The 24531-nt window shown below is 38.5% G+C and carries 23 protein-coding genes; 10 read left to right on the top strand and 13 right to left on the bottom strand.

Annotated elements, in window-relative coordinates:
• Positions 1-54: 54 nt before the first annotated feature.
• Positions 55-972, bottom strand: a complete 918-nt coding sequence (gene xerD / locus AC4CVF_RS17240) for a site-specific tyrosine recombinase XerD (protein WP_336952330.1) — start codon at positions 970-972, stop codon at positions 55-57.
• Between the two features lie 168 nt (positions 973-1140).
• Here xerD and AC4CVF_RS17235 point away from each other — a divergent pair, with 168 nt between their 5' ends.
• Genes AC4CVF_RS17235 through AC4CVF_RS17225 form a run of 3 tightly spaced genes read left to right on the top strand, consistent with a single transcriptional unit; the run spans position 1141 to position 3550 of the window.
• Positions 1141-1410, top strand: coding sequence for a FeoA family protein (locus AC4CVF_RS17235; protein ID WP_336952329.1), 270 nt, complete (start codon positions 1141-1143; stop codon positions 1408-1410).
• Complete coding sequence (gene feoB, locus AC4CVF_RS17230; protein ID WP_336952328.1) at positions 1407-3269, top strand: ferrous iron transport protein B; 1863 nt, start codon at positions 1407-1409, stop codon at positions 3267-3269. Before AC4CVF_RS17235 ends, feoB begins: the two co-directional genes overlap by 4 nt.
• A gap of 29 nt (positions 3270-3298) precedes the next feature.
• Positions 3299-3550, top strand: a complete 252-nt coding sequence (locus AC4CVF_RS17225; protein ID WP_105714628.1) for a DUF6587 family protein — start codon at positions 3299-3301, stop codon at positions 3548-3550.
• 535 nt (positions 3551-4085) lie between these two features.
• Here AC4CVF_RS17225 and AC4CVF_RS17220 read toward each other — a convergent pair.
• A complete protein-coding gene (locus tag AC4CVF_RS17220) occupies positions 4086-5888 on the bottom strand; it encodes an ABC transporter ATP-binding protein (protein WP_336952325.1) in 1803 nt (600 codons plus the stop codon).
• Positions 5889-6491: 603 nt separating this feature from the next.
• On the opposite strand from AC4CVF_RS17220, the gene AC4CVF_RS17215 reads away from it, so the two are divergent.
• Positions 6492-7115 (top strand): alpha-ketoglutarate-dependent dioxygenase AlkB family protein, encoded by a 624-nt coding sequence (locus tag AC4CVF_RS17215; protein WP_336952324.1) that lies wholly within the window; start codon positions 6492-6494, stop codon positions 7113-7115.
• Here AC4CVF_RS17215 and AC4CVF_RS17210 read toward each other — a convergent pair.
• The gene (locus AC4CVF_RS17210; protein ID WP_483770418.1) at positions 7100-7801 is read right to left on the bottom strand and encodes an NAD(P)H-dependent oxidoreductase; all 702 of its coding nucleotides are present in this window, start codon (positions 7799-7801) and stop codon (positions 7100-7102) included. The genes AC4CVF_RS17215 and AC4CVF_RS17210 overlap by 16 nt on opposite strands.
• Positions 7802-8113: 312 nt before the next feature.
• On the bottom strand, positions 8114-8902 hold the full coding sequence (locus tag AC4CVF_RS17205; protein ID WP_004818582.1) for an IclR family transcriptional regulator: 789 nt from the start codon (positions 8900-8902) through the stop codon (positions 8114-8116).
• 545 nt (positions 8903-9447) lie between these two features.
• Here AC4CVF_RS17205 and AC4CVF_RS17200 point away from each other — a divergent pair.
• From AC4CVF_RS17200 to AC4CVF_RS17190, 3 genes are read left to right on the top strand one after another with little or no spacing between them, the layout of a single operon-like run.
• Positions 9448-11532 carry an FUSC family protein gene (locus AC4CVF_RS17200; protein ID WP_336952321.1) on the top strand — a complete coding sequence of 695 codons (2085 nt, stop codon included), beginning with the start codon at positions 9448-9450 and terminating at the stop codon, positions 11530-11532.
• Between the two features lie 2 nt (positions 11533-11534).
• The gene (locus AC4CVF_RS17195; RefSeq protein WP_336952320.1) at positions 11535-11741 is read left to right on the top strand and encodes a DUF1656 domain-containing protein; all 207 of its coding nucleotides are present in this window, start codon (positions 11535-11537) and stop codon (positions 11739-11741) included.
• A 50-nt stretch (positions 11742-11791) separates the two neighbouring features.
• Positions 11792-12805 (top strand): HlyD family secretion protein, encoded by a 1014-nt coding sequence (locus tag AC4CVF_RS17190; protein WP_490789765.1) that lies wholly within the window; start codon positions 11792-11794, stop codon positions 12803-12805.
• 48 nt (positions 12806-12853) lie between these two features.
• Here AC4CVF_RS17190 and AC4CVF_RS17185 read toward each other — a convergent pair whose 3' ends face one another.
• From AC4CVF_RS17185 to AC4CVF_RS17165, 5 genes are all read right to left on the bottom strand, one after another.
• Positions 12854-13567: an SDR family NAD(P)-dependent oxidoreductase gene (locus AC4CVF_RS17185; protein WP_483770417.1), complete on the bottom strand. Its 714-nt coding sequence runs from the start codon at positions 13565-13567 to the stop codon at positions 12854-12856.
• Between the two features lie 13 nt (positions 13568-13580).
• Complete coding sequence (ruvX, locus tag AC4CVF_RS17180; RefSeq protein WP_336952317.1) at positions 13581-14024, bottom strand: Holliday junction resolvase RuvX; 444 nt, start codon at positions 14022-14024, stop codon at positions 13581-13583.
• A complete protein-coding gene (locus AC4CVF_RS17175) occupies positions 14017-14571 on the bottom strand; it encodes a YqgE/AlgH family protein (RefSeq protein WP_105714632.1) in 555 nt (184 codons plus the stop codon). Before AC4CVF_RS17175 ends, ruvX begins: the two co-directional genes overlap by 8 nt.
• A 263-nt stretch (positions 14572-14834) precedes the next feature.
• Positions 14835-16496 carry a DNA repair protein RecN gene (recN, locus tag AC4CVF_RS17170; protein ID WP_336952316.1) on the bottom strand — a complete coding sequence of 554 codons (1662 nt, stop codon included), beginning with the start codon at positions 16494-16496 and terminating at the stop codon, positions 14835-14837.
• Between the two features lie 342 nt (positions 16497-16838).
• A complete protein-coding gene (locus AC4CVF_RS17165; protein ID WP_490789764.1) occupies positions 16839-17051 on the bottom strand; it encodes a hypothetical protein in 213 nt (70 codons plus the stop codon).
• A gap of 404 nt (positions 17052-17455) precedes the next feature.
• On the opposite strand from AC4CVF_RS17165, the gene ppnP reads away from it, so the two are divergent.
• The 3 genes from ppnP (at position 17456) to AC4CVF_RS17150 (ending at position 19653) form a co-directional block, all read left to right on the top strand.
• Positions 17456-17779 (top strand): pyrimidine/purine nucleoside phosphorylase, encoded by a 324-nt coding sequence (gene ppnP / locus AC4CVF_RS17160; protein ID WP_004718357.1) that lies wholly within the window; start codon positions 17456-17458, stop codon positions 17777-17779.
• A 159-nt stretch (positions 17780-17938) separates the two neighbouring features.
• Positions 17939-18694, top strand: a complete 756-nt coding sequence (rlmB, locus tag AC4CVF_RS17155) for a 23S rRNA (guanosine(2251)-2'-O)-methyltransferase RlmB (RefSeq protein ID WP_490789763.1) — start codon at positions 17939-17941, stop codon at positions 18692-18694.
• A 38-nt stretch (positions 18695-18732) separates the two neighbouring features.
• Positions 18733-19653 carry a DMT family transporter gene (locus AC4CVF_RS17150; protein WP_490789762.1) on the top strand — a complete coding sequence of 307 codons (921 nt, stop codon included), beginning with the start codon at positions 18733-18735 and terminating at the stop codon, positions 19651-19653.
• Positions 19654-20047: 394 nt separating this feature from the next.
• Here AC4CVF_RS17150 and coaE read toward each other — a convergent pair whose 3' ends face one another.
• The 4 genes from coaE to pilB are packed head-to-tail and all read right to left on the bottom strand — an operon-like array spanning position 20048 to position 24512.
• Complete coding sequence (gene coaE / locus AC4CVF_RS17145; protein ID WP_490789761.1) at positions 20048-20647, bottom strand: dephospho-CoA kinase; 600 nt, start codon at positions 20645-20647, stop codon at positions 20048-20050.
• Between the two features lie 26 nt (positions 20648-20673).
• Complete coding sequence (locus AC4CVF_RS17140; RefSeq protein WP_490789760.1) at positions 20674-21546, bottom strand: prepilin peptidase; 873 nt, start codon at positions 21544-21546, stop codon at positions 20674-20676.
• Positions 21546-22772 carry a type II secretion system F family protein gene (locus AC4CVF_RS17135; protein ID WP_490789759.1) on the bottom strand — a complete coding sequence of 409 codons (1227 nt, stop codon included), beginning with the start codon at positions 22770-22772 and terminating at the stop codon, positions 21546-21548. Before AC4CVF_RS17135 ends, AC4CVF_RS17140 begins: the two co-directional genes overlap by 1 nt.
• Before the next feature lie 27 nt (positions 22773-22799).
• The gene (pilB, locus tag AC4CVF_RS17130; protein WP_490789758.1) at positions 22800-24512 is read right to left on the bottom strand and encodes a type IV-A pilus assembly ATPase PilB; all 1713 of its coding nucleotides are present in this window, start codon (positions 24510-24512) and stop codon (positions 22800-22802) included.
• Between the last annotated feature and the right edge of the window lie 19 nt (positions 24513-24531).

Raw genomic sequence — 24531 nt, 5'->3', positions numbered from 1 at the left:
TTTAAAACTTGATTAAGGGATGTAAATTGCCGATATACGTTTCATTCTAAGTCTTCAAGCACGAGGATGATATTTTTCATGTAATTGTTGCATACGGATTTGTGCAACATGGGTATAAATTTGGGTAGTTGATAAATCACTATGACCCAAAAGCATTTGTACAACCCGTAAGTCAGCGCCATGATTTAAAAGATGCGTTGCAAAAGCATGACGTAAAGTATGCGGTGATAGTTCTGCTTGGATCCCGGCTTGTAAGGCATAACGCTTGATGGCATACCAAAAGTTTTGACGACTCATAATACCGCCATGTTGAGTTAGAAATAGATAATCGGTAGATGATTTATATAGTTGTGGACGAGATTCAGTTAAATACTTTTCCACCCATTCACAAGCTATCCCGCCTAAAGGAACTAGGCGCTCTTTATTCCCTTTACCTGTAATTCTTAAATAGCCTTGTTTTAAATTAATCAGATCTAATCTTAAATTAAGTAGCTCTGAAACACGTAAACCACAAGCATAAAGCACTTCAAACATAGCACGATCACGTAAACCAAGCGCCGTAGTAACATCGGGTGCTTGAATCAGGGCTTCAACGTCTTGTTCAGATAAATCTTTAGGTAAGGCTCGTCCGATTTTTGGGGTTTTATGTATCGCCACAGGATTATCTAAGCGAATTTTTTGTTCCCGTAAAAACTTAAAAAATGAACGTAATGCCGAAAGCGAACGTGCAATTGACCGAGGACTTTTACCTTGTTTGGTGAGTTCAATAAGAACATCAGAAATGTCTTCATGCGACCAATCAGGTAAGTAAGAATTTACACATTCACTACATTGAATTAAGTCGGATAAATAGGCATTTCTTGTATGGGGACTGACCGTTTGCGCAATTAAATAATCACGGAATCCCTGTAAAAAGCCTAAATTTTCAGGAATAGTAACAGCAGTAGGGATACGCGGTTTCTTATTTAGCATGGCCTTAAGCGAAGTTTAAAACTTATTTGTTGATGGAATGTAGATTAAAAGAAAACATAAGTCGAATACTTTGTTTGAATGAGAATTGTAATCGAACCTTACTTGGTAATTATTCTCATTTGTATGTATAATAATCTGTCTATCGTGTAAATTTTAGGGTTAATTGCAGTGCGTTTGTCAGACTTGAAAGTAAAGCAAACTGCCATTATCGCAAAGGTCAATCGTACCTCAGAAGATAATGTCAATCAGCCAGATTTAGTGGCGAGTCGTTTAGAAACACTAGGTTTTGTGCCTGGCACACGTGTACAAGTGATCACAAAAGGTATTTTTGGTGGTGATCCGATTCTAATTCAAGTCGGTTTTACTCGATTTGCTTTACGCAAGATTGAAGCCGAGAAAATTGAGATACATCAGGCATTAGAAGGAGCTCCCGCATGAGCGAAACTTTACGTATTGCTTTAGTGGGAAATCCTAACTGCGGTAAAACATCACTTTTCAATCATTTAACAGGCACACGTCAAAAAGTTGCTAACTATGCTGGGGTAACTGTTGAACGTAAAGTGGGTACATTTAACTTACCTTCTGGTCGTGCAGTTCGTGTTCTAGATTTGCCAGGGACGTATAGCCTTAATGCAGCCAGTCCTGACGAAGCAATTACCCGTGATGTAGTTTTGGGTAAAATTGCTGAAGAGAAAGATCAGCAGGCGATTTTATGTGTCGTAGATGCTACCAACTTAAAACTACATTTGGGGCTTGTCCTTGAAATCATTGAACAAGGCAAACCGATTCTGCTTGTATTAAACATGATGGATGAAGCACGTCGTCGTGGTATGCAGATCAATACACAAAAATTATCACAGCGTTTAGGTGTTCCCGTAGTGGAAACGGTTGCTGTACGAAATACTGGTATTGAAAATTTGATGAGTGCTTTGGAAAATGAAAAATTCCATACCCCAAGCACAGAATTGAGTGATGTTAAACTTTCAGGTTCTAATCATGAAAAAATTGACCAAATTTTAAAAGATGTGGTGATTTTTTTAGATCATGAAGATAAACGGACTGATTTTCTCGATAAGATTTTTTTACACCCTGTTTTAGGACTTCTCAGTCTTGCGCTGATGATGTTTATTGTTTTCCAAGCAGTATTCGCTTGGGCTGCGCCCTTTATGGACGGTATTGAAGAGTTTTTTGGCTGGTTTGGTGGATGGATTGGGCAATTTATCTCCCAACCTTTGCTCAATAGTTTAGTGGTTGACGGGATCATTGCAGGCGCAGGAAGTGTGCTGGTATTCTTGCCACAAATTTTAATTCTTTTCTTCTTTATTTTGGTTTTAGAAGAATCTGGCTATCTACCGCGTGCAGCTTTTTTACTTGATAAATTAATGTTTAAAGCTGGTTTAAGTGGTCGTGCTTTTATTCCTTTATTATCCAGCTTTGCCTGTGCTGTGCCTGGAATTATGGCGACTCGAAGTATTAGTGATCCACGGGATCGTTTGGTGACCATACTTGTTGCGCCATTGATGACGTGTTCAGCGCGTTTACCTGTCTATGCCTTACTGATTGCAGCATTTATTCCATCAAAAATGGTTTGGGGATTTCTCAATCTACAAGGTTTGGTGCTCTTTGGTTTATATATGGCGGGAATTGTGAGTGCGCTCATTGTTGCGACTGTGCTGAAATTTTTCCAGAAAGATAAATCACAACATGCTTTACTGATGGAATTACCAAGTTACCGCATCCCAGATATAAAAAGTGTGTGGATTGGTTTACTAGACCGTGCCAAAATTTTCTTAAAGCGTGTTGGTGGAATTATCTTCGCTTTATCTATTTTGTTATGGTTTTTATGTACATTCCCTCAACCGCCAGAAGGTGCAACATTACCCGCAATTGACTATTCATTTGCCGGGATGTTGGGGCATGTGATGCACCCAATCTTTGAACCACTTGGGTTTAATTGGCAAATTTGTATTGCTTTAATCCCAGCGATGGCAGCACGTGAGGTTGTGGTTGCGGCATTGGGGACTGTCTATGCTTTATCTGCAACTGATGATGATGCAGTGGCGCAGGGTTTATCGCATCTGATCAGTCAGGGTGATTTAAGTTGGTCAGTTGCAACAGGTTTATCCTTGTTGGTGTGGTTTATTTATGCACCACATTGTTTAGCAACATTGGCAACAGTGAAACGTGAAACAGGTTCTTGGAAAACTGTTGCGGGTATGACGGTTTATTTATTTGGTTTGGCTTATTTAATGGCTTTTCTCACTTATCAAATTGCATCACGTTATTTTGGTCTATAAGCCAAAATCTTGAAGCAAAGGAGCTAGAGATGATTGAATTATTGATTATTGCGGTATTGGTGATTTGGAGTGCAATTTTTGTATTTAAGAAAGTCTTCCCAAAGTCAGCGTATTCGGTGTTTTCTAAGCTGGCTCAATTTTGTCAGTCGCAAGGTTGGACTCGTTTAGCCAAATGGATTCAGCCTGCGATGGTGAGTGGATGTGGTGGCGGTTGTGGTTGTAGTAGTGCTGAAACGGATAATCCTAAAAAGGTTGAAGTCCAAGCAGTAAAATGGAAATGATTTGCCTCTAAACACATTACTTTAAAAAGAAAAAAGCCATTCTAGAACATAGAATGGCTTTTTATTTGTATGAGAGAATAACAGTCCATAAAAGATAATGTATATCGCTATCTGATAGACTTATGTTGAATGATTAGCGATACCAAAAGTGCAAGTGATTGAAAGAGTATAACCTTAACATGGGTTCGACCTAACTCTGTCTTTAACTTATTGAAAAGCAATGCTCTTGGCGGAGTCTTGTTAAGTGCTCATTCAATTTCAGGATCAGCCTTAGGCTCGCCCCACTTTGGTTTTAACATGAGGAGCTAAGCTCCACAAGGGCAACTATCTTGCGTAGCTACATCGCTGCTCACCGCAAAACTCGAAGACAACCCGCAATGCATTCAATGAATCGCAGAAACAACACTTTAAGGATGAAGTCCTGCCTCAGACAGTTGCGAAAGACGTTTCCGAGTATCATATTTGATCAAAAAATTTACATCGAAATTAGGTTAACATTAATGTGTGAGCTGGTATAAAATAATGTCAACAATCCCTAGCTATGGGTTTCTTCCTCACTATCATCTTCAAAAGTTCGTGCAATTTTTTCGATATTTAAGCTTTTAGCCATCGCATCAAAAATTTCCTTATAAGCACCATCTTGATGATAAAGATCATGATGTTCACCATGCTCAACGATTTGTCCTTCTTTCATCACATAGGTGTAATCGGCATCAATAATTTGTGAAAGGCTATGCGAGATCATAATCACAGTTCGGCCTTGCTTAATCTCATCTAAACTTTGTTTGATTTGCTCTGAAGCGATGGCATCTAAACTCGCTGTGGGCTCATCTAAAAAGATAATTGGCGGGTTTTTGAGGAACATTCGAGCAAGTGCGATACGCTGTTGTTGTCCGCCAGACAACAGCAAGGCATCTGCTTCATAGGCATGTGGGAGTTTCAAAATCTGCTCATGAATCGAGGCTTTTTTTGCAGCTGCGATGACTTCTTCATTGCTTGCATGGGGCTTACCATAACGAATATTTTCTAAAATTGAGCCTTGGAAAATATGATTCTTTTGCAATACCAAGCCAATATGTTCTCTTAGATAGTGTGTATCGAGTTGCCCTAGATCAATTCCATCGAGTCTGATACAGCCTGAATTCGGGGCATAAAATTTATCCAGTAGACTGATTAAGGTTGATTTCCCTGCACCTGATAAGCCGACTAAGGCCGTGATTTTATTGGGTTGAATAGTCATGTTAATCCGATGTAAGGCTTGATGACCATTGGGATAGATAAAATCAACATTTTCCAATTCAAATTTGCCATGAATTTGAGGTTTCATTAAACCACTGGCTTCGATTTCATGATCTGCTTCTAAGATGCCAAAGAAGCTTTCTGAGTAGATCATTGCCGAGTTAATTTCATCATAAATACGATGCAAAGAACGGATCGGTGCAGACACGTTATTGAACAGCAATACATGGTACATGATCATCCCTATACTCATTTGTCCATCTAAAACAAAATAAGCAGTTAAAATAATGATCAGGACTACACCAACTTGTTCGATAAAGGTTTTTAGACCATCAAAAATATAGCTGGTTTGTCGAGTTTGCATCTGATTTTCAGTCAGTGACTTTTGTAAATTCAGTTGCTTAGTGGATTCAACAGCCTCTTTATTAAAAGATTTAATCACTGTAATTGAGTTAATGATACTCAAAATACCTTGATTCTTCTTTTCCATGTTATCGCGCAAGGCTCGACGTTTGCCAGAAAGTTTTTGTGATTGTTTAAAGGTCAGCCAAAAGTAAATTGGTACAATGATTGTCGCAACCACACCTACCCAAAAATTGGCATAATACATTAGGGCTAAAGCAATAATTGCACTGGTAAATAACGGTAAAATATCAATAAAAAATATTTGCACCAGTCGAGTGAGTGAGCTAACTCCACGGTCGATACGAGTTTGTAATTTTCCTGCTTGGTTATTTTTCTGATCAAAAAAGGCCAATCGATAGGTAATAAATTTTTCGATAATGCCTTGAGATAGGTCCTGTGAAATTAAAATTCTGAGTTTTTCACCGAATGATTTTTGCCCAAATTGAACAATTGCATTGATGACTTCTTTGGCCAATAAAACCACGGTAATGGTAATGATAATGTGCCATCCATCCGCTAGGCCTTGTCCTGCTTGGATCAGTTGGTTAATGCTGTCTACAGCATATTTAAGTGTGAGCGCATTGACCTGAGCGGTGAGTGAACCAATCAACGTTAACACTAAGGTGACGATGACAAGCCAGCGGTAGGGACGTACAAAGGGGCGTAATTTTTGAAATAATTGCCATAAATTCATAGGTTTTTGCTTTTTATCAGCTTGGTTTTAGTCTAAAGCTGAATAAACTTTGCTACAAGTGATTGCTATGTTTTGAATTGTGAAAGATTTTAATGCTAGTCTTATACTAGTCCAAATCTTCACGATTAAAATCCTCTTGAAATTGATCTGCTAATTTAAATCCGAGTTGATTAAGCTTTTCAAAATACTTGAGATAGTCTTCATCTTCCATATCATATGGATGATCATCCCATAAAAAGTGAAAGCCATTGATACCAAACTGGTGCTACTGGATAACCATACAAATAGTTGACTTTTTCAGCAAAGCTCATTTTTGCTGACTCATCAATTCATCTAAATACATCATATGTGATTCTCCTTTTGCCATTCTCCATCCTATTGAATAAGGATGGTATTTTAGTGCAAATTCCATGGAGGTGGGACTTCGCCATATTTGGCTAAATAGGCTTAGACGCCTTCTATATCCCCCTGTTCATTTGAATATTTATCCATGATATGAACTGCTATTCTTCATATTAAAGTTGTTCAATTTTGATTAAAAATGACTTGTTTCATGTTCAATATTGATTCATTGTTGGATGAACCAGTAGCTCATTTTACACAATGAATTTAGATTTATTTGAACCTGAAGCACAAGATAATTTACTGCCTTATGATGGGGTAGTAAAAGACTTTGGCTTAGTTTTGGATCATGAACAAAGTCAAAAATATTTAAATTATTTTCTACAGCATTTGGCTTGGCAACATGATGAAGTTTATTTGCATGGTCAATATTATAAAACTGAGCGCAAAGTGGTGTGGTATGGCGATGAGGATTACCAATATCATTATTCAGGTATGGCAAAACAAGCCCATATCTGGAATCCTGCTTTATATCGACTCAAACAGCATATCGAGCAACTCACAGGGCACACTTATAATTCCTGTCTGGCAAATTTATATGAAAATGGCTCACAAGGCGTGGGTTGGCATAGTGATGATGAGCCATCACTGGAAGCGCCCAACCACAATGTGGTGATTGCTTCATTGAGTTTAGGTGCTACTCGAAAATTCAGTTTTAAGCACAAGTGGAAAGCTAAAAAAGTAGATTTACTTTTACATAGTGGTCAGTTGATTGTGATGCAAGGGCAGACCCAACGTTATTGGAAACATACCCTCGCTAAATCCACGCGAATTTTAGCGCCTCGTGTAAATTTGACCTTTCGTTATTTTTATCCAAGTGGGTAAAGTTTGTCATCAAATTGTTCAAGTTTAGGGAACACTAAAGCAGGTAAATTTTCTAAATTCTCTAAATATTGCTGATAATCTAGCAGGATTTGTTGGCGTGCTTCGTTAGAAATATATGGGACATGGTAAGCCGTAAATGGAGGCAGTACGTCAAAGCCTGCATAAGCTAAAGTTCCACGTTGAATCGGCAGTAATAAGTCTTCAATTGAACCATGAATCGCATGATCACCAAACATATGTTCACGACCACCTAAGGTAAAGCTTAATAAGGCTTTTTTCCCGACCATGCCGCCGTGGTTATAAAAACGTTTGCCACCATAGAAAATACCTGAAACGAATACACGATCAATCCAGCCTTTTAAAATTGCAGGTACAGATGTCCAGTACATGGGAAAACTCAAAATGACTAAATCTGCTCTTTGTACTTTTTCAATTTCAATTTGAATATCTTCAGAGATCTGCTTATTTTTACAAGCATGACGTTGTTCCAAAGCATAATTCATATATTCTGGATTACTCAATTCTAAAAAATCATCACCTGATGCGATTGGATTAAAGTTCATGGCATATAAGTCTGAAACATCAACATGGTGTCCTAATTTTTCCAAGACCTCAACAGCATGATCTTTCATGGCCGTAGTAAACGAAAGTGGTTCGGGATGTGCATGCACGATGAGAATATTCATAGCATTCCTTAATTAAAATTATGCATCATTGTTATTGGATGCTTTAGATTATTCCCGAATGAAAATGATTCGCCAATTACTCTAATTATTTTTTTAGTGGCTCAAAAGTAAACTTGATGGATAAAAGATGTGCAAATAAAAAAGCCTATGTATGAACACATAGGCTTTTTTACTCTGAGGAGGAATTGTTTCCGTAAAAACAATATCCAAAAATCATGGGTTACTGAAGAACATAATCATATTATGAGAATATAAAAACATTATCAAGATATAAAAACATTACAAAATGTTAAATTATCAACCCTATTTCATTTATGGGTGAAATTCAGATAATTGGTCATTTGCAGAGAGTGCCTGATAGCGTTTTTCAATCTGCGCAGCAGACTCTTGCAGTGTTTCAATCAATTTTGGAGTGTTGACGTATTCAAAACGATTTTTTGAAGCAAGCACGGTCAGCGCTAAAGGAGCTTCTTTACTTGAAAACTTCACTGGGATAGATAAGCCAGAAACATTTGGATCAAGTTCGCCTTGTGAAAAATAATATCCTTGTTTTTTTATTTTTTTCATTTTATTGACAAAGGTTTCTTCATTTTCAGCAAAACCAACTTCAGTTAATTGAGTTGCAAAGCGAAGGTAATACTCATGAATTTTCTGCTTAGATAAATGCGCCATGATCACTTTAGGTGAAGAGCCCATGAATACGGGACGAGGGCAACCACGACCATAAGATAGTAAAGTTTCATCACGATACACTTCATGATGAACATCAATACAATAGTCATCATTTAAATGTGTTAGTAAACAGCAAAGTTCTGTGCGCTCTGAAATTTCTTGCATAAACGGTTTGCTGATTTGAACCAGTGGATCTGTGGTTCTAGAAATATAGTCCATCACAGCAATTTTAGGTCCAAGGGTGTAATCACCTGAAGTCCCATTTAAGCGTTGCAAAATATCAGCCGAAACTAACTCTTTCAGATAGCGGTAACTAGTTGGTTTTGATAAACCAAGCTCTTCACAAATCACATCGACATTAATTACTGGGCGAGACACCGAAAATAAATCCAATACGGTGAGAATTTTGCCAAAACTGGAAAGTGCCATTGATGACCTACTCAATTAGTGAGAATCAAAAAAAATAAATAATGAATGTTACTTTATAACAAATTGTTCAAGAAAAAACAGCGGAATTTGCATTGTAAATGCAAATGATTCTACATTTTTAACTTTAGTAGCTATTTTGAGAAAAAGCATTATATTTAAACATTAAAATAAATTTTATTCTAATAAATTATCAATATGAGATATTTTTATTGATTAATTGCATTTTTTTTGAGATTATTGCTCATATGAATATCCAATGATGAATCTATACTTTTTTAAAAGTGTAAATTTTTATCATAAATTGAGTCCTTCTCTACTCAATCGTTGTATTTGAACAAATGCCTAAATTTGTTCTTCTATTCACATCCTTTTTTAAACCACACTGTTTATTTGACTAAGCAGTGCGGTTTTTTGGTCGCTAAGAAAAGAAATGTGATGTACACAACAAACCCTCATAAAAGTGGTGAATATTAGCTTTCTAGATCTTACAGAGCTAGATATGAAAGAGAAAATCAATGAAATTGAATTTATAGTGAGTTGCTTGCATGTTACTGATCAAACCCTTATTGGCTTTTAGACCCAATAAACTCGATTGGATTTTTGCGAGCAAAACTTTCATTGCAGGAATGCTGGCACTCTATATTGCATTTGAACTTAATTTGAGCTATCCGATTTGGGCGATTGGTACTGTCTTTGTGATAGCCAATCCTTACTCAGGGATGATGGCGTCTAAAAGTATCTATCGAATTTTAGGAACCTTGATCGGAGCAATTTTTGCCATCGCAGTGATGCCCCACTTGGTCAATACACCTTGGTTATTTACTTTTGTACTGGCAACTTGGGTGGGGGGCTGTCTTTATTTATCTTTAATTGATCGATCACCACGCAGTTATGTGGTGATGTTAGCGGGTTATACCGCAGTGATTATCTGTTTTAACTCAATTTTTTATATTGAGACAGTGTCCATTTTTGACATGGCAGTTGGGCGGTTCTTAGAAATTTCATTGGGTGTTGTGTGTAGTGCAGTGGTATCTGCCACCATATTTCCTATGCATATCGGGCCTGTGGTGGAGCTACGTGTCACTAAAACTATGCAAGATACCAAACAGGCTTTTGACTCAATCTTGTCTGATCCTGCACATTCGGATAATTACACTCAACTATTGACCAATATCACTCGTGATACGACAGATATTCATAGTATGGCTGTGCATTTAAGTTATGAAACTTCAAAATTTAAAGGCATGACCAAACCACTACAAGAGTTGCTACATCAAGTGACCATGTTAGTGGCTAACTTGGTCGCAATGTCAGAACGAATAAAGCAACTGGATCAAATTGATGTAAATTATCGTCCGTATCTGCTTGAGTTTCACCAAAAAGTTGATGACTTTTTAGCAAATAAACATGCCATTCTTGAGAATGAGCTTAAGCATCTGCCTGAATATTTTGACCAAGAATTTCAAACGATCACTGAGCATGCAACAGCTGAACAACAGGTAATGTTGGGCAGTTTAAAAATGGATATTCGCCATTTTATTCAAAATGTTCGTGCAGTGGAGTTTATTTGGCAATGTATGCAACAAGGCAATCATAGCTTACCTGAGTCAATAGTACCGTTAACCACGACCTATCCAAGTTTGCATCGTGACTATGGAATAGCCGTGCGTGGCGGAGTATCGGCATTTTTAACAACCAATATTGCTTGTGCATTTTGGATTTTAAGTGGTTGGAAAATGGGGTTTATGGTGGCAGAAATGGCCGCAATTACAGCATGTATTTTGACCTTTTTAGATGACCCAGTACCTGCATTAAAAATATTTATCCGCTCCAGTATTTATGCCGCTATTTTGGTTTTTATTTATGCTTATGGGATTTTCCCCCATATCACAGCATTTTGGGAATTGGCCGTTGTATTAGCACCGTTTATTATGTTTTGCGTGATGTTGTATTTGCATCCGCCTTTACATGTACTGGGTTTGCCTCTGATTATGAGTACCATCATGGGATTAAATCTACAAAATCGCTATTTAATGGACCAGATCACATTTTTTGATGCTTCAATTGCGACCGTGATTGGTCCGATTATCACGGTTTGTATCATGCAAATGGTACGTTCAATGTCACCAGAAATGACAGTAAAGCGGATGTTGGCTTTACACTATAAAGCTTTGCGTGAAAGTATTGCGATGTCTTATGGAACAGGCTTTAGAATTCATTTACGCAGTATGCTTGATCGTATTGGCGTGTTAAATACCAAATTGATTCAGTCAGAACAACTCAAAATTGAAATTAATAATGCTTTGATTGAATCAAGTGCTGCTATTGATTTAACCCGTTTGCAGGAGTTGGTCAAAAAATTGTCTCCTGAATCTGCAACAACCAGTGCAATTTTTGAATTACAGCGCTTACTCAATCAGTGGTTAATTGAAAAAGCACTAGCTCAGCCTGATAACAACTTACGACAAGCACTGATTCAGCAATTTGCTCATGTCCTAGAGGAAGCTCAAGCGGTAGGCGACCAAGATATTCGACAGCGCATAGAGATTTCTGTAAATAATATTCGCAATAGCATCTGTCATATTCATCTGGTTGATGCCCAACCTTCAACTGTTCTATTGGGAGCATAAAAATGGGTGAGCTCAACATTTATGGCGTATATGTCCCAATATTTTTAATTCAAGCAATTTTGGCATTCATGATTTGGAAAGTGGTCTGTATTGGCACAGATCGTTTGGTTGAAAAAGAATGGATTGCATTACCTGGAATTTTTAATATCTGTATCTATTTGATTTTATTATGGTCGATTCATTGGGTGTTTATTCAGGTGACCACTTAGCCATTGAGTATAGCTGATTTACTTTTAAGTTTAATGATTGGAAAATTGAAATGAATACGTTTGATATACGTAAGGCAATACGGCCTATATCATTGGCTATCGTGGTGATTATTGCGATATTTTGTGCGCTTCATATTTGGAATTACTACAACGCAGAACCTTGGACACGTGATGGACGTGTACGTGGTGATGTCATTCAAGTGTCTTCTGATATTGCAGGCTTAGTCACAGAGGTGATGGTTCAAGATAACCAAACGGTAAAAAAAGGACAGGTACTTTTTAAAATAGATTTAGCACGTCAAGCTTTAGATGTGGAACAAGCAAAATCAGATCTTGCAAAGGCTCAATCAGGACTGGCAGAGGCAGAAGCGGGGCTTGCTGAGGCAAAAGCCAATATTGTGAAGTCAAAAGCCAATATTAACCTTGCGGAGAAAAATGCACATCGATATGCAGACCTGATGAATGGTGCGATCTCTAGACAAGAACAAGATCAAATGTTTGCTACACGAGATCAGTCTCATGCAGAGCATCAGCAATTGCAAGCTGCAGTACAACAAGCAGAAGCCAATATCAAACAACAAAAAGCCTTGATTGAGGCAGCAACCAGTAGTGTGCATTTGGCTCAATTGAATATGCAACGTTCAGAAGTGATTGCGCCTGCAGATGGAACATTATCAAATTTTGATTTGCGTGCAGGGAATTATGTCAAAGTTGGGCAGGCTGTTGCCGCTTTACTTGATCGTAAACAGCTCTATGTTGTGGGATATTTTGAAGAAACCAAACTCAATAAAATACATCTAGGTGATCCTGCAACAGTGCAACTTATGGGCGATTCTTTGAAATATAAAGGCCATGTTCAAGGGATTGCTTCAGGGATTGAAGATCGTGAACGGACCACTTCATCGGGTCTATTGGCCAATGTAAATCCAACATTCAGCTGGGTACGTTTGGCCCAACGGGTACCTGTGAAGATTATTTTAGATGAAGTGCCCCATGATTCATTAGCCTTTGTCGCAGGGCGTACCGTGACGGTACATATTTTAGAACAAGTAAAAAAAAACTAGCATCCATTGTTAAACTTTGATCTTGAAGCCCATTGAAAAATGGGTTTTTTATAAGTTTAGGTCTGCCATAGCGGGCATATGAATTTCCTTAACACAGCTGGCTTGACTGGTCGATAATATAAATTTAATCGCAAGAATAACATCTTGTAAGGGAATTAACTCATGACCACTCTGTTGTAAAACTTCATCTACAGATGTATCCAGATCAAACTCAGTCGCTAAGTAGCCTAAATTTAATATACTCACCCCAATCTGGTCTTTGCGTAAACTTTCTCGGAGAGCGTGGACAATGCCTCTGAGGGCAAATTTGCTGGCTGAAAAAACCACTTCTTTGCCACTATGATTTTCTAGTCCCCACGTTGAACCAATCAAGATAATTTTTGCATTTGGGGACAGTCTAAGATTCTCAATCAAGGATTGAATTGCCAAAATACAGGACTGAATATTGGTATGAATCAAATTTGATATTTCAAGGTCAGTGCATTGTTCAAAGTCATAATCTGCTTGAAAGGCTTTTGTCTCCCAGATCCCGACATTGTAAATCAGAAAATCTATACGCTGATTTTGAATTTGATTTTTAACTAAATCCCGAGCGTGCTCAGGTTTTGATAAATCAGCAGAAATCCATTTAAAATGAGCAAGGTCACACTTAGGTTGAGAACGTGAAATACCAAAAATCTGATCTTGTGTTTGAGGTACTGCGCGTAGAATGGCTTGCCCCAAGCCTTTGCTTACACCGTAGATGACATAGGTTTTAGACATTTTAATGCTCAGTTTAAGGGGTAATTCCTTCAGGATTTCGATACCAACTTTCAATAAATAAAGCAGCTGCAATACTATCCGCTGCTAATTTTTTTGCTCGTCCTTGAGCTTGGTAATGATCCAGTTCATCTCGTGCTTCACGTGTGGTTAAGCGTTCATCGACCATGAATGTTTCAATATTGGTTTGATGACGTAAACGTCGTGCAAATTTACGTGCGCGTGTGGATAATTCTGACTCAGAATCATCCATATTTAATGGTAAGCCGACTAGAAATAAGTTCGGTTGATGCTGTTTGATGATCTTCAGCAGTTCATCCCAATTGGGGATGCCATCTTTCATTGGAAAAAGTGCAAGTGGTGTTGCACTTTCAATAATGGAAGAACCTACAGCCATCCCCGTTTTTTGTGTACCAAAATCAAATGCAATAATCAGTTGTGGGGAATTTAAATCAGGCATGTCCAATCTCAGAAGATAACCAAGTACGATCAATCCCTATTTTACGATAAGCCGCATCCCAACGGTCGGTATAAGGCAAATTAAAGACCAAATCCATATCTGAATCACAAATCAGCCAATCACCACGGGTAATTTCGTCTTCAAGTTGATTCTTGCTCCAACTGGCATAGCCCAATGCAATTTGATAACGACCGACACCTTCGTTGTGTGCAATCGCATCTAAAATATCTTTGCTGGTGGTAATACACAGATTTTCACCTACGGCAATCGATGAATGCCAGGTTGGTTGTCCTGTATGAATCACAAAACCCGCTTCAGGGCGTAATGGGCCACCTTGTAGGACTTCATGCGGATGCACATTATCTGCTTCAATTTCTAAGTCATTCAAAAGTTCTTTGACTTGAATACCTGAAGGTCGATTGATAATAATACCTTGCGCACCATCTTCATCATGACGAGCAAGATAGATTACTGTATTGGCAAAGAAATCATCAGCAAGATCAGGTGGTGCAATCAAGCAGCGATGAGAAAGATATTGTTTTGGCACCGATATGCAACTCCTTTTCAATCCGCTTAAATAATTTTAATTGTTCAAATAAAATCTATATCTATATAAATAGCACAATTAATATCAATAGGTTGTGAATATTTCAAAAGCCTGCAAAAACAGCCTAAGTTTTTAATCAATATGTATAAAATATGAACAAAATGGTATCCAAATAAAAATGTGCCTCTAAACCCTAATAAAAGCGCTGACAACTGTGCCAGCGAATAGGGCTTTTAACTGAGTGTTCTTTCTTATGAAATGTCTTAAGAATGTTGAAATTTCAACTGTCTTAATTGTTTAGCATGTTGCAAGGTGGTTTCACCGATTTCAATGCCACCTGTCATTCGTGCCAATTCTAAAATAAGTTGCTCTTCCTCTAGTGCAACGATGGTACTACTAGCAGGATCTGTTTGTAATTTTTTAACCAATAGGTGTTGATCGGACTGGGCCGCAACCTGAGCTTGGTGGGTAATACATAAAATTTGAACATGTTGTCCTAAGCCTGCCAATAAGCGTCCGACTATTTCAGCGGTACCGCCACTGATCCCGACATCAATTTCATCAAACACTAAGACTTCTGCTTCAGTTTTTTCAGCATTCATCACTTGCATGACCAGTGCAATACGTGACAGCTCTCCACCAGAAGCAACACGTGCCAGTGGTTGAGGTGGAATACCTTTATTGGCAGTAAAGAGTAATTGAATAAAGCTTAGACCTTCAGCAGAAACTTGTTCCAGCGGTTCAAATTTAAATTCAAAATGTGCTTCTGGTAGCGCCAGTTGTTTGACTTGCTCAGTCAGTTGCTTGGCTAAAGGTTCAGCGGCATCACGACGAATCTGATCTAGATGTTGTGCTTTCTCGAGAAACACTTGATGAGATTGTTCAACTTGCTCAGCGAGGGTTTCAGGATCTTCAAGTTGGTGTAGTTGCTCTAATTCATTTTGCCATGTTTCATATTGCTGTTTGAGTTCATTGGGTTGAATACGGTATTTACGTGCCAAGCGATGAAAGACTTCAAGTTGCGTATTTAACTCATCCATACGTTCAGGGTCAAAACTTTGACGGTCTATAAACTGACGTAAATTTGCCGTCGCATCATCAATTTCACTTTGTGCATTGATCAATGAATTGTAAATTTCAGACAGAAGTTCACTACGTCCAGCATGGGATTCTAAACGTCGAATAATCGAAGAAATTTCTTGGGTAATATTTTGTTCAGATTCATCAAGAACATTTAAGCTATAGCCGCAGTCTTGCATAATGTGTTCATGGTGACTTAAGCGATCAAACTCTTGTTCGATTTCTTTATAATCAATACGAATGACATCTTCGAGTTCTTCAAGTTGTAATTTTAAAGTGTCAATGCGTTGTAGGCGATTGGCTTGTGCGTCAATCGCCGCTTGATGTGTACGAATATTTTTTTGCCAAGTGCTATATGCATCCCGCACATCTTGAGCAGGTTGATAAAAATTACTATAACGATCTAACCAATGCTTCGGGTAGGGTGGCTCAAGCAGTTGTTGTTGGCTATGCTGACTGTATAGCTGTACCAAGAGACGTCCAAGTTCTTTCAATTCAGCGAGGCTGCTGGGACGACCATTGATCCATGCCTTGCTGCGACCTGTTGCAAAGATCACCCGTCTTAAATGAATTTCACCAGATTCATCATCTAATTCATGAGTGTTGAGCCAATTTGCTTCTGGACTCTGTGCTTGATAGCTAAAAACAGCGGTAATATCTGCTTTTTCGGCACCATAACGCACATAATTGGTATCAGTGCGTTCCCCTAAACAGGCTGACAACGCATCTAATAATAATGATTTACCCGCACCTGTTTCACCTGTAAGCACGTTGAACCCTTGCTCGATATCAATAGCAAGGTTATCGGCTAAAGCAAAATTGATCAGATTTAAGTGTGTCAGCATAAACGCATCCAAGCTGCGAACGGTGAAGTTCTAAGATAGTGAAGTTTTGTTGTGGTCACAAGTCAGAACGTATTCTAATACGAAGTAATTTTAAGCATTCTAAATAATTTTAAGATGAAAATGTAATTTCCTTTGCTGAATATGCCAGTAAAAACATCAAAATAGATAAAGCTTATTGTATAAAATAAAAAAATGATGCAAATATCTACATTTTTTATCAACGTCACAGTCTATCCTGTATTGAGCTTATATTTGAATGCATCTTGAATTTTAGACATATACATTAGAGCTTCTGATAATAATCTTTTGGATGTTTTATTCAACGTGTTTAAGCTTTATGAATCATGAAACTTCTACCAGTACATAGAAATGAAGTGTATGACGATCAAGTTTGCAATGCTCCGCTTTATATTTAAAGTTTAAATCGCTTTGCGTAGGCGATGCCTCACTCTTCGTAGGAGGTTCCAAACCTTGTGCTGCAAACAAAGCCATGCTTTGTTTTTGCTCATGTTGGGTGAAAGGCACGTCCTGTAATTCCACCCAACATGGCGACATCCATCTCGCCTCACGATAGAAAGACCATTTATGTTTCATCAATATTTAAAAGTATTGAATGCTCATTTTTGACTAATGCATAAATCAGCATCTGCTCATCCTCGTTTTCCTCCAAAGCAAGACGTAATTTTAATTTATAGAGATGGGCCAATCTTGAAACAAGACTTTTCTTCACTCTAAGTAGGAAATAAATTGAGCATACATAGGGTGGCATTTTTGCTGACAAGTATTGTGGTTTTGGTCTTTATTGTTAAGGAAGCTTAAGCTTTGATCTAAGCGGTCTGATAAAGCAGACAAAAATAGAAACAGCTCAACAGTAAAAACATAGATTGATTAGTTTGCAGAGCAACATTAAACTACATCGAACATAATTTTTATAAATGCGCATTATCTGGAGAATACGCATGTCAGCTCAGTACGATCATGTATCAGTAGTTAAAAAATCTAATGTATATTTTGGCGGTTTATGTATTAGCCACACTGTGCAGTTTGAAGACGGAACCAAAAAGACTTTAGGGGTCATTCTTCCAACAGAAGAAGCTTTAACATTTGAAACACATGTGCCTGAACGCATGGAAATTATTTCTGGTGAATGTCGTGTTAAAATCGCAGACAGTGAAGAAAGTGAGTTGTTCCGTGCAGGTCAGTCATTTTATGTGCCTGGTAATAGTCGTTTTAAAATTGAAACGGATGATGTTTTAGACTACGTTTGCCATTTAGAAGGTTAATTAAAAAGCTTTGCTTAAAGTAAAGCTATGCTTTTGTTTTTAAATTAGGCAAAGAATTTTTGTGCTAAATCGGTTAAACTAGAGCATCACATAAAATCCTGTAAAGTTGGCTTTGCAGGATTTTTCATTTCTATCATCCTGTTGTTAATGAGGTTGTTCATGGCGAAGTCCGAATATTATTATGGCGTTCATTCAGTGGAGTCATTATTGGAGTTAGAACCTGAACGTGTTTTAACCTTATTTACTTTAAAAGGTCGTGATGATCAACGGTTACAACGTATTCTTCAGCTTGCAGAGCCTTTTGGTATCAGTGTGCAAAAAGCAAGCCGAGATAGCTTGGAAAAGTTGGCAGGTCAACCTTTTCACCAAGGCGTGGTCGCAGCTGTTCGCCCACATCCTGTATTGAATGAAAAAGATTTAGATCAGCTTTTAGAGTCAACCCAGCAACCTTTGATATTGGCTTTAGACCATATTACAGATCCGCATAATCTAGGTGCATGTATCCGTACAGCGGCAGCTATGGGTGTAGAGGCGGTGATTGTACCGCGTGACCGTGCGGCAACATTAACCCCAACTGCACGCAAAGTTGCAGCAGGTGGTGCTGAAAAGGTGAAGTTTATTCAAGTGACCAATTTGGCGCGTACGCTTGGACAAATCAAAGATAATTATAATGTTCGTGTGGTGGGGACCATGCTTGATGAAAAAGCCCTCCCTATCCAGAAGTTTGATTTTACCGGAACACCTGTATGTATTGTGATGGGCGCAGAGGACACAGGGTTACGTCCAATTACTCAATCACAATGTGATCAAACCGTATTTATCCCGATGACTGGAAATTTACAAAGTTTAAATGTCAGTGTGGCTACTGGTATGGCGTTGTATGAGGCATGCCGTCAACGTCAACAAAGTGAATGATTTAGTTTAAATTGTATCGGTAAAATTAGAGAAGTATCATGATGACCTCCCGTACTCAAGGCTACATATATGTAGCCATCACAATGTGTATTTGGGGAGGTTTTACGATTACTTCAAGACTGAATGCAATCTGGCATATCAGCCCATGGGATATTACGGCATTACGCTTTTCATTGGCATTTTGTATACTGATGCCGATTTTAATCTATAAAAAAGACACAGCTTTTCTATTGAACAAACAACCCTTCATTTTGGCGATGATTGGTGGTGTTGCATATTGTTTAACTTCATATAGCGCATTTCACTTTGTGCCTGCGGCACATGCAGCCATTTTTTTAAATGGCTGCATTCCATTGTGCACGGCTTTAGCAGGTTTTTTACTTTATCGTCAGCCGTTTGATAAAAATATATGGATCAGTTTAAGCATCATGCTGGCTGCCATTTCTGCAATGAGTTTTCTGATGTATACCGAAACAGGTGTTGCTTTTGGTCTTGGGGATTTATTGTTTTTTATCAGTGCAATTTGGTGGGGGACTTTTACCGTATTGCTGCGTCAATGGCAACTTTCCGCATGGCACGCCATGGCAGGTGTTGCGATATGGTCGGCGATCGTTTATGTCCCGATTTATTTGTTGTTTTTACCTAAACACTTAGATCAAGTGTCCACACCACATTTGGTCATGCAAACGCTTTTTCATGGTATTTTTGTGGTGATCATTGCGACTTTGGCGTATGTCGAAGCAATTAAAAGATTAGGTGCTTTTAAAACAGGCAGTATTGTCACACTTGCGCCTTTTATTGCCGCAATTATCGCCGTACCTTTATTAAATGAACCTATAAGCCTCGCAATGATGTGTGGTTTGATTGGTATGGGGATTGGTGCTTTACAACCGTGGCGTTGGTTTACCCATAAAGACAGTTTGCAGCAGCAGTTGGATGAGAATAAACCAAATCAATAAGCAATTTTTAATTAATCATCATTAGAGCTTACGAAAATAAGCTTTGGGATGATTTTTAAATGTGATTAAGCTTTATCAACCATGAAACTTTTACCCTTACATTGAAATTAAGTGCGTGAATATCAAATTGGCATTGCCACGCTTAACATTTAAAGCTTAAATCGCTTTGTGTAGGCGATGCCAAACCTTGCACTAAAAACAAAGCCGTGCTTTGTTTTTACTCATGTTGGGTAAGGGGAGCGTTCTGTACGCCCGGTACGTCCAGCCAGTATGGCGACATAAATGTCGCCTCACGATAGATACCCCATCTATGTTTCATCAATATTTAAAAGTATTGAATACTCATTTTGACTGATGCAAGTAGTCTATTGATTCAGAAAGCTTCAATTATTTACTAAGCTGTTGTGAGTTTGAGATACTGTTGATGTAAAGACTCTAATTTTGCGTATAGATGATCAATATGCCCATCATTTAGCACAATATCATCTGCTAATTTTTGCTTTTCATGACGTGGCATTTGGGCTGCAATAATTTTCTGAATTTGTTCGATGGATTGTCCATCTCGTTGTGAAGCACGTAAGATTTGCATGTCTTCACTGGCATCAATCAATAGCGTGCGTTGAGTGAGTTCATGTTGGTTGGTCTCAAAAAGCAGGGGAGAAACCAAAATCACATAAGGGCTAGTTGCTGCTTGTAATTGTTGAATAATCTCAGCGCGAATTGCTGGGTGGGTAATCGATTCAAGCTGTTGTCGTGCCTGTGGATCTTTAAAAATATGTTCTCTCAATGCACGACGATCAAGTTCACCATTGCTTAATAACACCCAATCCCCAAAAATCTGTTTAATTTTTTGAAGTGCGGGTTGTCCTTTTTCAACAATTTCTCTTGCTACAATATCTGCATCAACCACTGTAATCCCTTGGGTTTCAAACCACTGACTTGCTGCGGATTTACCACTACCAATTCCACCTGTTAAACCCAAGATAACCGTCATTGCGCATTCCTAATACTGTGTTGAAATTATTGACCCAAATATACTTTCATAATTTGCTCACCCCATAGAAATGCAATCCATCCTGCGATGGCAATATAAGGACCGAAAGCAAAAGGGACATTTTCTTTACGAATCTTAAGTAAAATAATACCAATGATCGCACCCACCACAGAAGAAAGTAGGATAATTAACGGTAACATCAATGGCCCCATCCAAGCGCCAAGTGCAGCAAGTAGCTTAAAGTCACCATAACCCATGCCTTCTTTACCTGTGACTATTTTAAATAGATAGTAGACAATCCAGAGACAGAGGAAACCAATAATATATCCCCAAATTGCAGCACTTGCTGTTGTATAAAGATGAAATGAGTTAATACCTAAACCTATGGCGGCCAAGGTTAAAGTAAAGCGGTCTGGAAGTAATTGAGTGTCAAAATCAATAAATGTTAGCGTGATCAGCACCCAAGTCAGCAGTACACCAAAAACCATTTGTAGTGTTGGGCCGTAAACAGCAACGACTGTCAATGAACACACCGCAGTTAAAAGCTCAACAAATGGATAACGCATGCCAATTGGATTTTGGCATGAAGCACATTTCCCTCTTAAAGCTAACCAACTGATGACGGGTATATTTTGGTACCAGCGAATCGAGGTTTTGCATTTGGGACAGGTAGAGGCTGGTTGGCTGAGACTGAGTTCTTCATCATCAATCACAATCTGTTGTGAACCCGCCAGTAATTGGCACTCAGCATGCCAATCCTGTCGCCATTCTTTTTCCATTATCTTAGGTGTGCGATAAATCACCACATTTAAAAAACTACCCACACATAAGCCTAAAATACCAACAGTCAGATAGAGTGCTGTTGGTGATTGAATCAAATAATTTAAAAGTTCTTGCATTAAATTACTGAGCCCATTTGGAAAATTGGGAGATACATGGCAACAACTAGACCACCAACAAGTACACCTAAAATAGCCATGATTAACGGTTCCATCATTGAGGTTAAACCATCTACAGCATTATCGACTTCATTTTCAAAATGGGTTGCAACTTTATCTAGCATCGCATCCAAGGCACCCGATTCCTCTCCGATCGCCACCATTTGTATGGCCATAGAGGGAAATCTATTGGTGACCCGCATGGCAAAATTAAGTTGTTGTCCTGTGGCAACATCCTCACGAATTTTCATCACCGCTTGTTCATAAACTACATTGTTGGTTGCGCCTGCTGTGGATTCTAAAGCTTCGATTAAAGGTACTCCAGCCGCAAAGGTAGTTGCCAGTGTACGGCTATAACGTGCAATGATGGCTTTATAAACCAGATCGCCAAAAATAGGCAGTCTCAGTGCTGTTCGGTCTAGAAAATTCTGAAATTTCTGACTACGTTTTTTTGCTTCTAAAAACGCTGTAATCACAACAGCGATAAAGATAATCAAAATAAACCAATATTTTTGCATCCAATTGGACATATTCACCACCATCTGCGTAAATGCTGGCAGATCTGCACCAAAGGAACTAAATAAATCCTGAAATATAGGGACAACTTTGACCATTAGAATAATCGTGACAATCACAGCAACAACAATTACCGCGATTGGGTATTTCATGGCTTTTTTAATTTTTTGTTTAAGAAGTTCACTTTTTTCTTTATAAATCGCAACACGATCGAGCATGGTTTCTAAGGCACCGGATTGTTCACCTGATTCAACCAAGGAGCAAAACAAATTGTCAAAGTAACGTGGATATTTTCTTAAAGCCCCTGCAAAGGTATTTCCCCCTTCGACCTCATTTTTAATTCCAAGTACAATTTCACGCATAGAGGGATTTTCTAAGCCTTCAGCAACGATTTCAAAGCTTTGTACTAAGGGTACACCCGCTTTCATCATTGTGGCGAGTTGACGAGTAAAAATGGTAATATCTAAAGTGGAAATGCCTTTTTTCATTAAACCTTCAAGAATATTTTTCTTTTTCTCTTTGATGGTTTTAATGGTGATGCCTTGTTTTCTCAGGGTGACTTTGGCGAGTGCCATATTACGAGAAGATAACTCTCCCTTGACCTTGATCCCTTTGCGATCAATCCCGTCATAAGCAAATGTAGGCATCATTTGAACTTTTTTAGCTGCCATTATAATTTCCTTGAATATTGATTATATTTATTCGCTGGTCACACGGTTAATTTCTTGTAAAGAAGTTAAGCCATTGATGACCTTAATTAAGCCTGAACGTCTTAGATTATCAAACCCCAATTTCTCAGATGCCGCTGCAATTTGAAGTGCATTGCCATCTTCCATGATAATTTTTGAAATCTCAGGTGTTACTTTCATGACTTCATAGATCCCGACACGCCCTTTATAGCCTTCACGGCATTCACTACAGCCTACAGGTTGAAAAATTTGTAACTCAGGATTACTTAAGTCTTGTTCAGTAAAGCCCATTTCCAACAAACTCTGTCTAGGAATTTCAACAGGTGCTTTACAATGATTACATAAGCGTCTTGCCAATCGTTGCGCAATCACAAGATTCACTGAAGTGGCAATGTTAAATGAGGGTACTCCCATATTGCGTAAACGGGTCAACGTTTCTGGCGCACTGTTGGTATGTAGTGTAGACATCACCATGTGACCCGTTTGGGCCGCCTTAATCGCAATTTCAGCAGTTTCGAGGTCTCGAATTTCTCCGACCATGATAATGTCAGGATCTTGACGCAGGAATGATTTCAGTGCGACTGAAAAGGTGAGACCTGCCTTGAGATTGACATTGACCTGATTAATCCCTTCCAAGTTAATTTCCACTGGATCTTCAGCCGTAGAGATATTTGAACTTTCTGTATTCAGGATATTTAAGCCAGTATACAGGGAAACAGTTTTACCAGAACCTGTTGGCCCCGTGATCAGTAACATGCCTTGAGGTTTCTCTAAGGCCTCCATAAATAACGCTTTTTGCTTTTCTTCATATCCGAGCGCATCAATACCCAACATGGCACTTGATGGATCAAGAATACGCAGCACCAATTTTTCACCAAACAATGTGGGTAATGAATTCACACGAAAATCAATCGCTTTGGTTTTTGAGAGTTTTAATTTGATACGGCCATCTTGCGGGACACGCTTTTCTGAAATATCCATTCTGGACATGACTTTTAAGCGTGATGCCAAACGACTTGCCAGTTGTAAGGGCGGATTGGTAATCGTTCTAAGCACACCATCTACACGATAACGCACACGATAACTTTTCTCATAAGGCTCAAAGTGTAAATCTGATGCCCCCATGCGAATCGCATCGACCAAGAGTTTATTAATATATTTAACAATAGGCGCTTCTTCTTCAGATGTTTGATCATCATCTTCAGATGAAGGCTGGTCATCGGTAGTAATGACATCAACATCAAAATCCTCATCACCAAAGTTAAAACTTTCTTCTACTGTAAAGTGTTTTTCTAATAACTTTTCTAATTTATGGTGTTCAACAATAATCGGTTCAATATTTAGACCACAATTAAAACGAATGGCATCCAGTGCTTCTATATCGGTCGGATCACTGGTGGCGACATATAAAATATTGCCGCGTTGCAGCAAAGGAATCACTTTGTGCTTAGTAACTATGCTCGGATCAACAATCTCCTTGAGCAGCATTTCAGGATTAAAGCTGTCCAAATCAAAAATAGGTTCTCCAAACTCAACGGAGATCATTTCGGCAATGATCAGTGGTGGTATATTTAATTTTTCACTGAGATAAGCAACGATACTCACTTTATTTTTTTGAGCGTTACTGAACGCATCTTTCATTTGCTGGGCAGATAAAAAACCTTCGTCGACTAAGCGACGGATATACCCCGAAAACTTAGGTGAACCATTTTGCATAGACATCCCCAAAACACATTAAATT

This window comes from Acinetobacter sp. LipI_19 (assembly GCF_058242925.1).
Note: the sequence above shows the minus strand (reverse complement) of the source record. Positions and strands in the feature narration are given on the sequence as shown.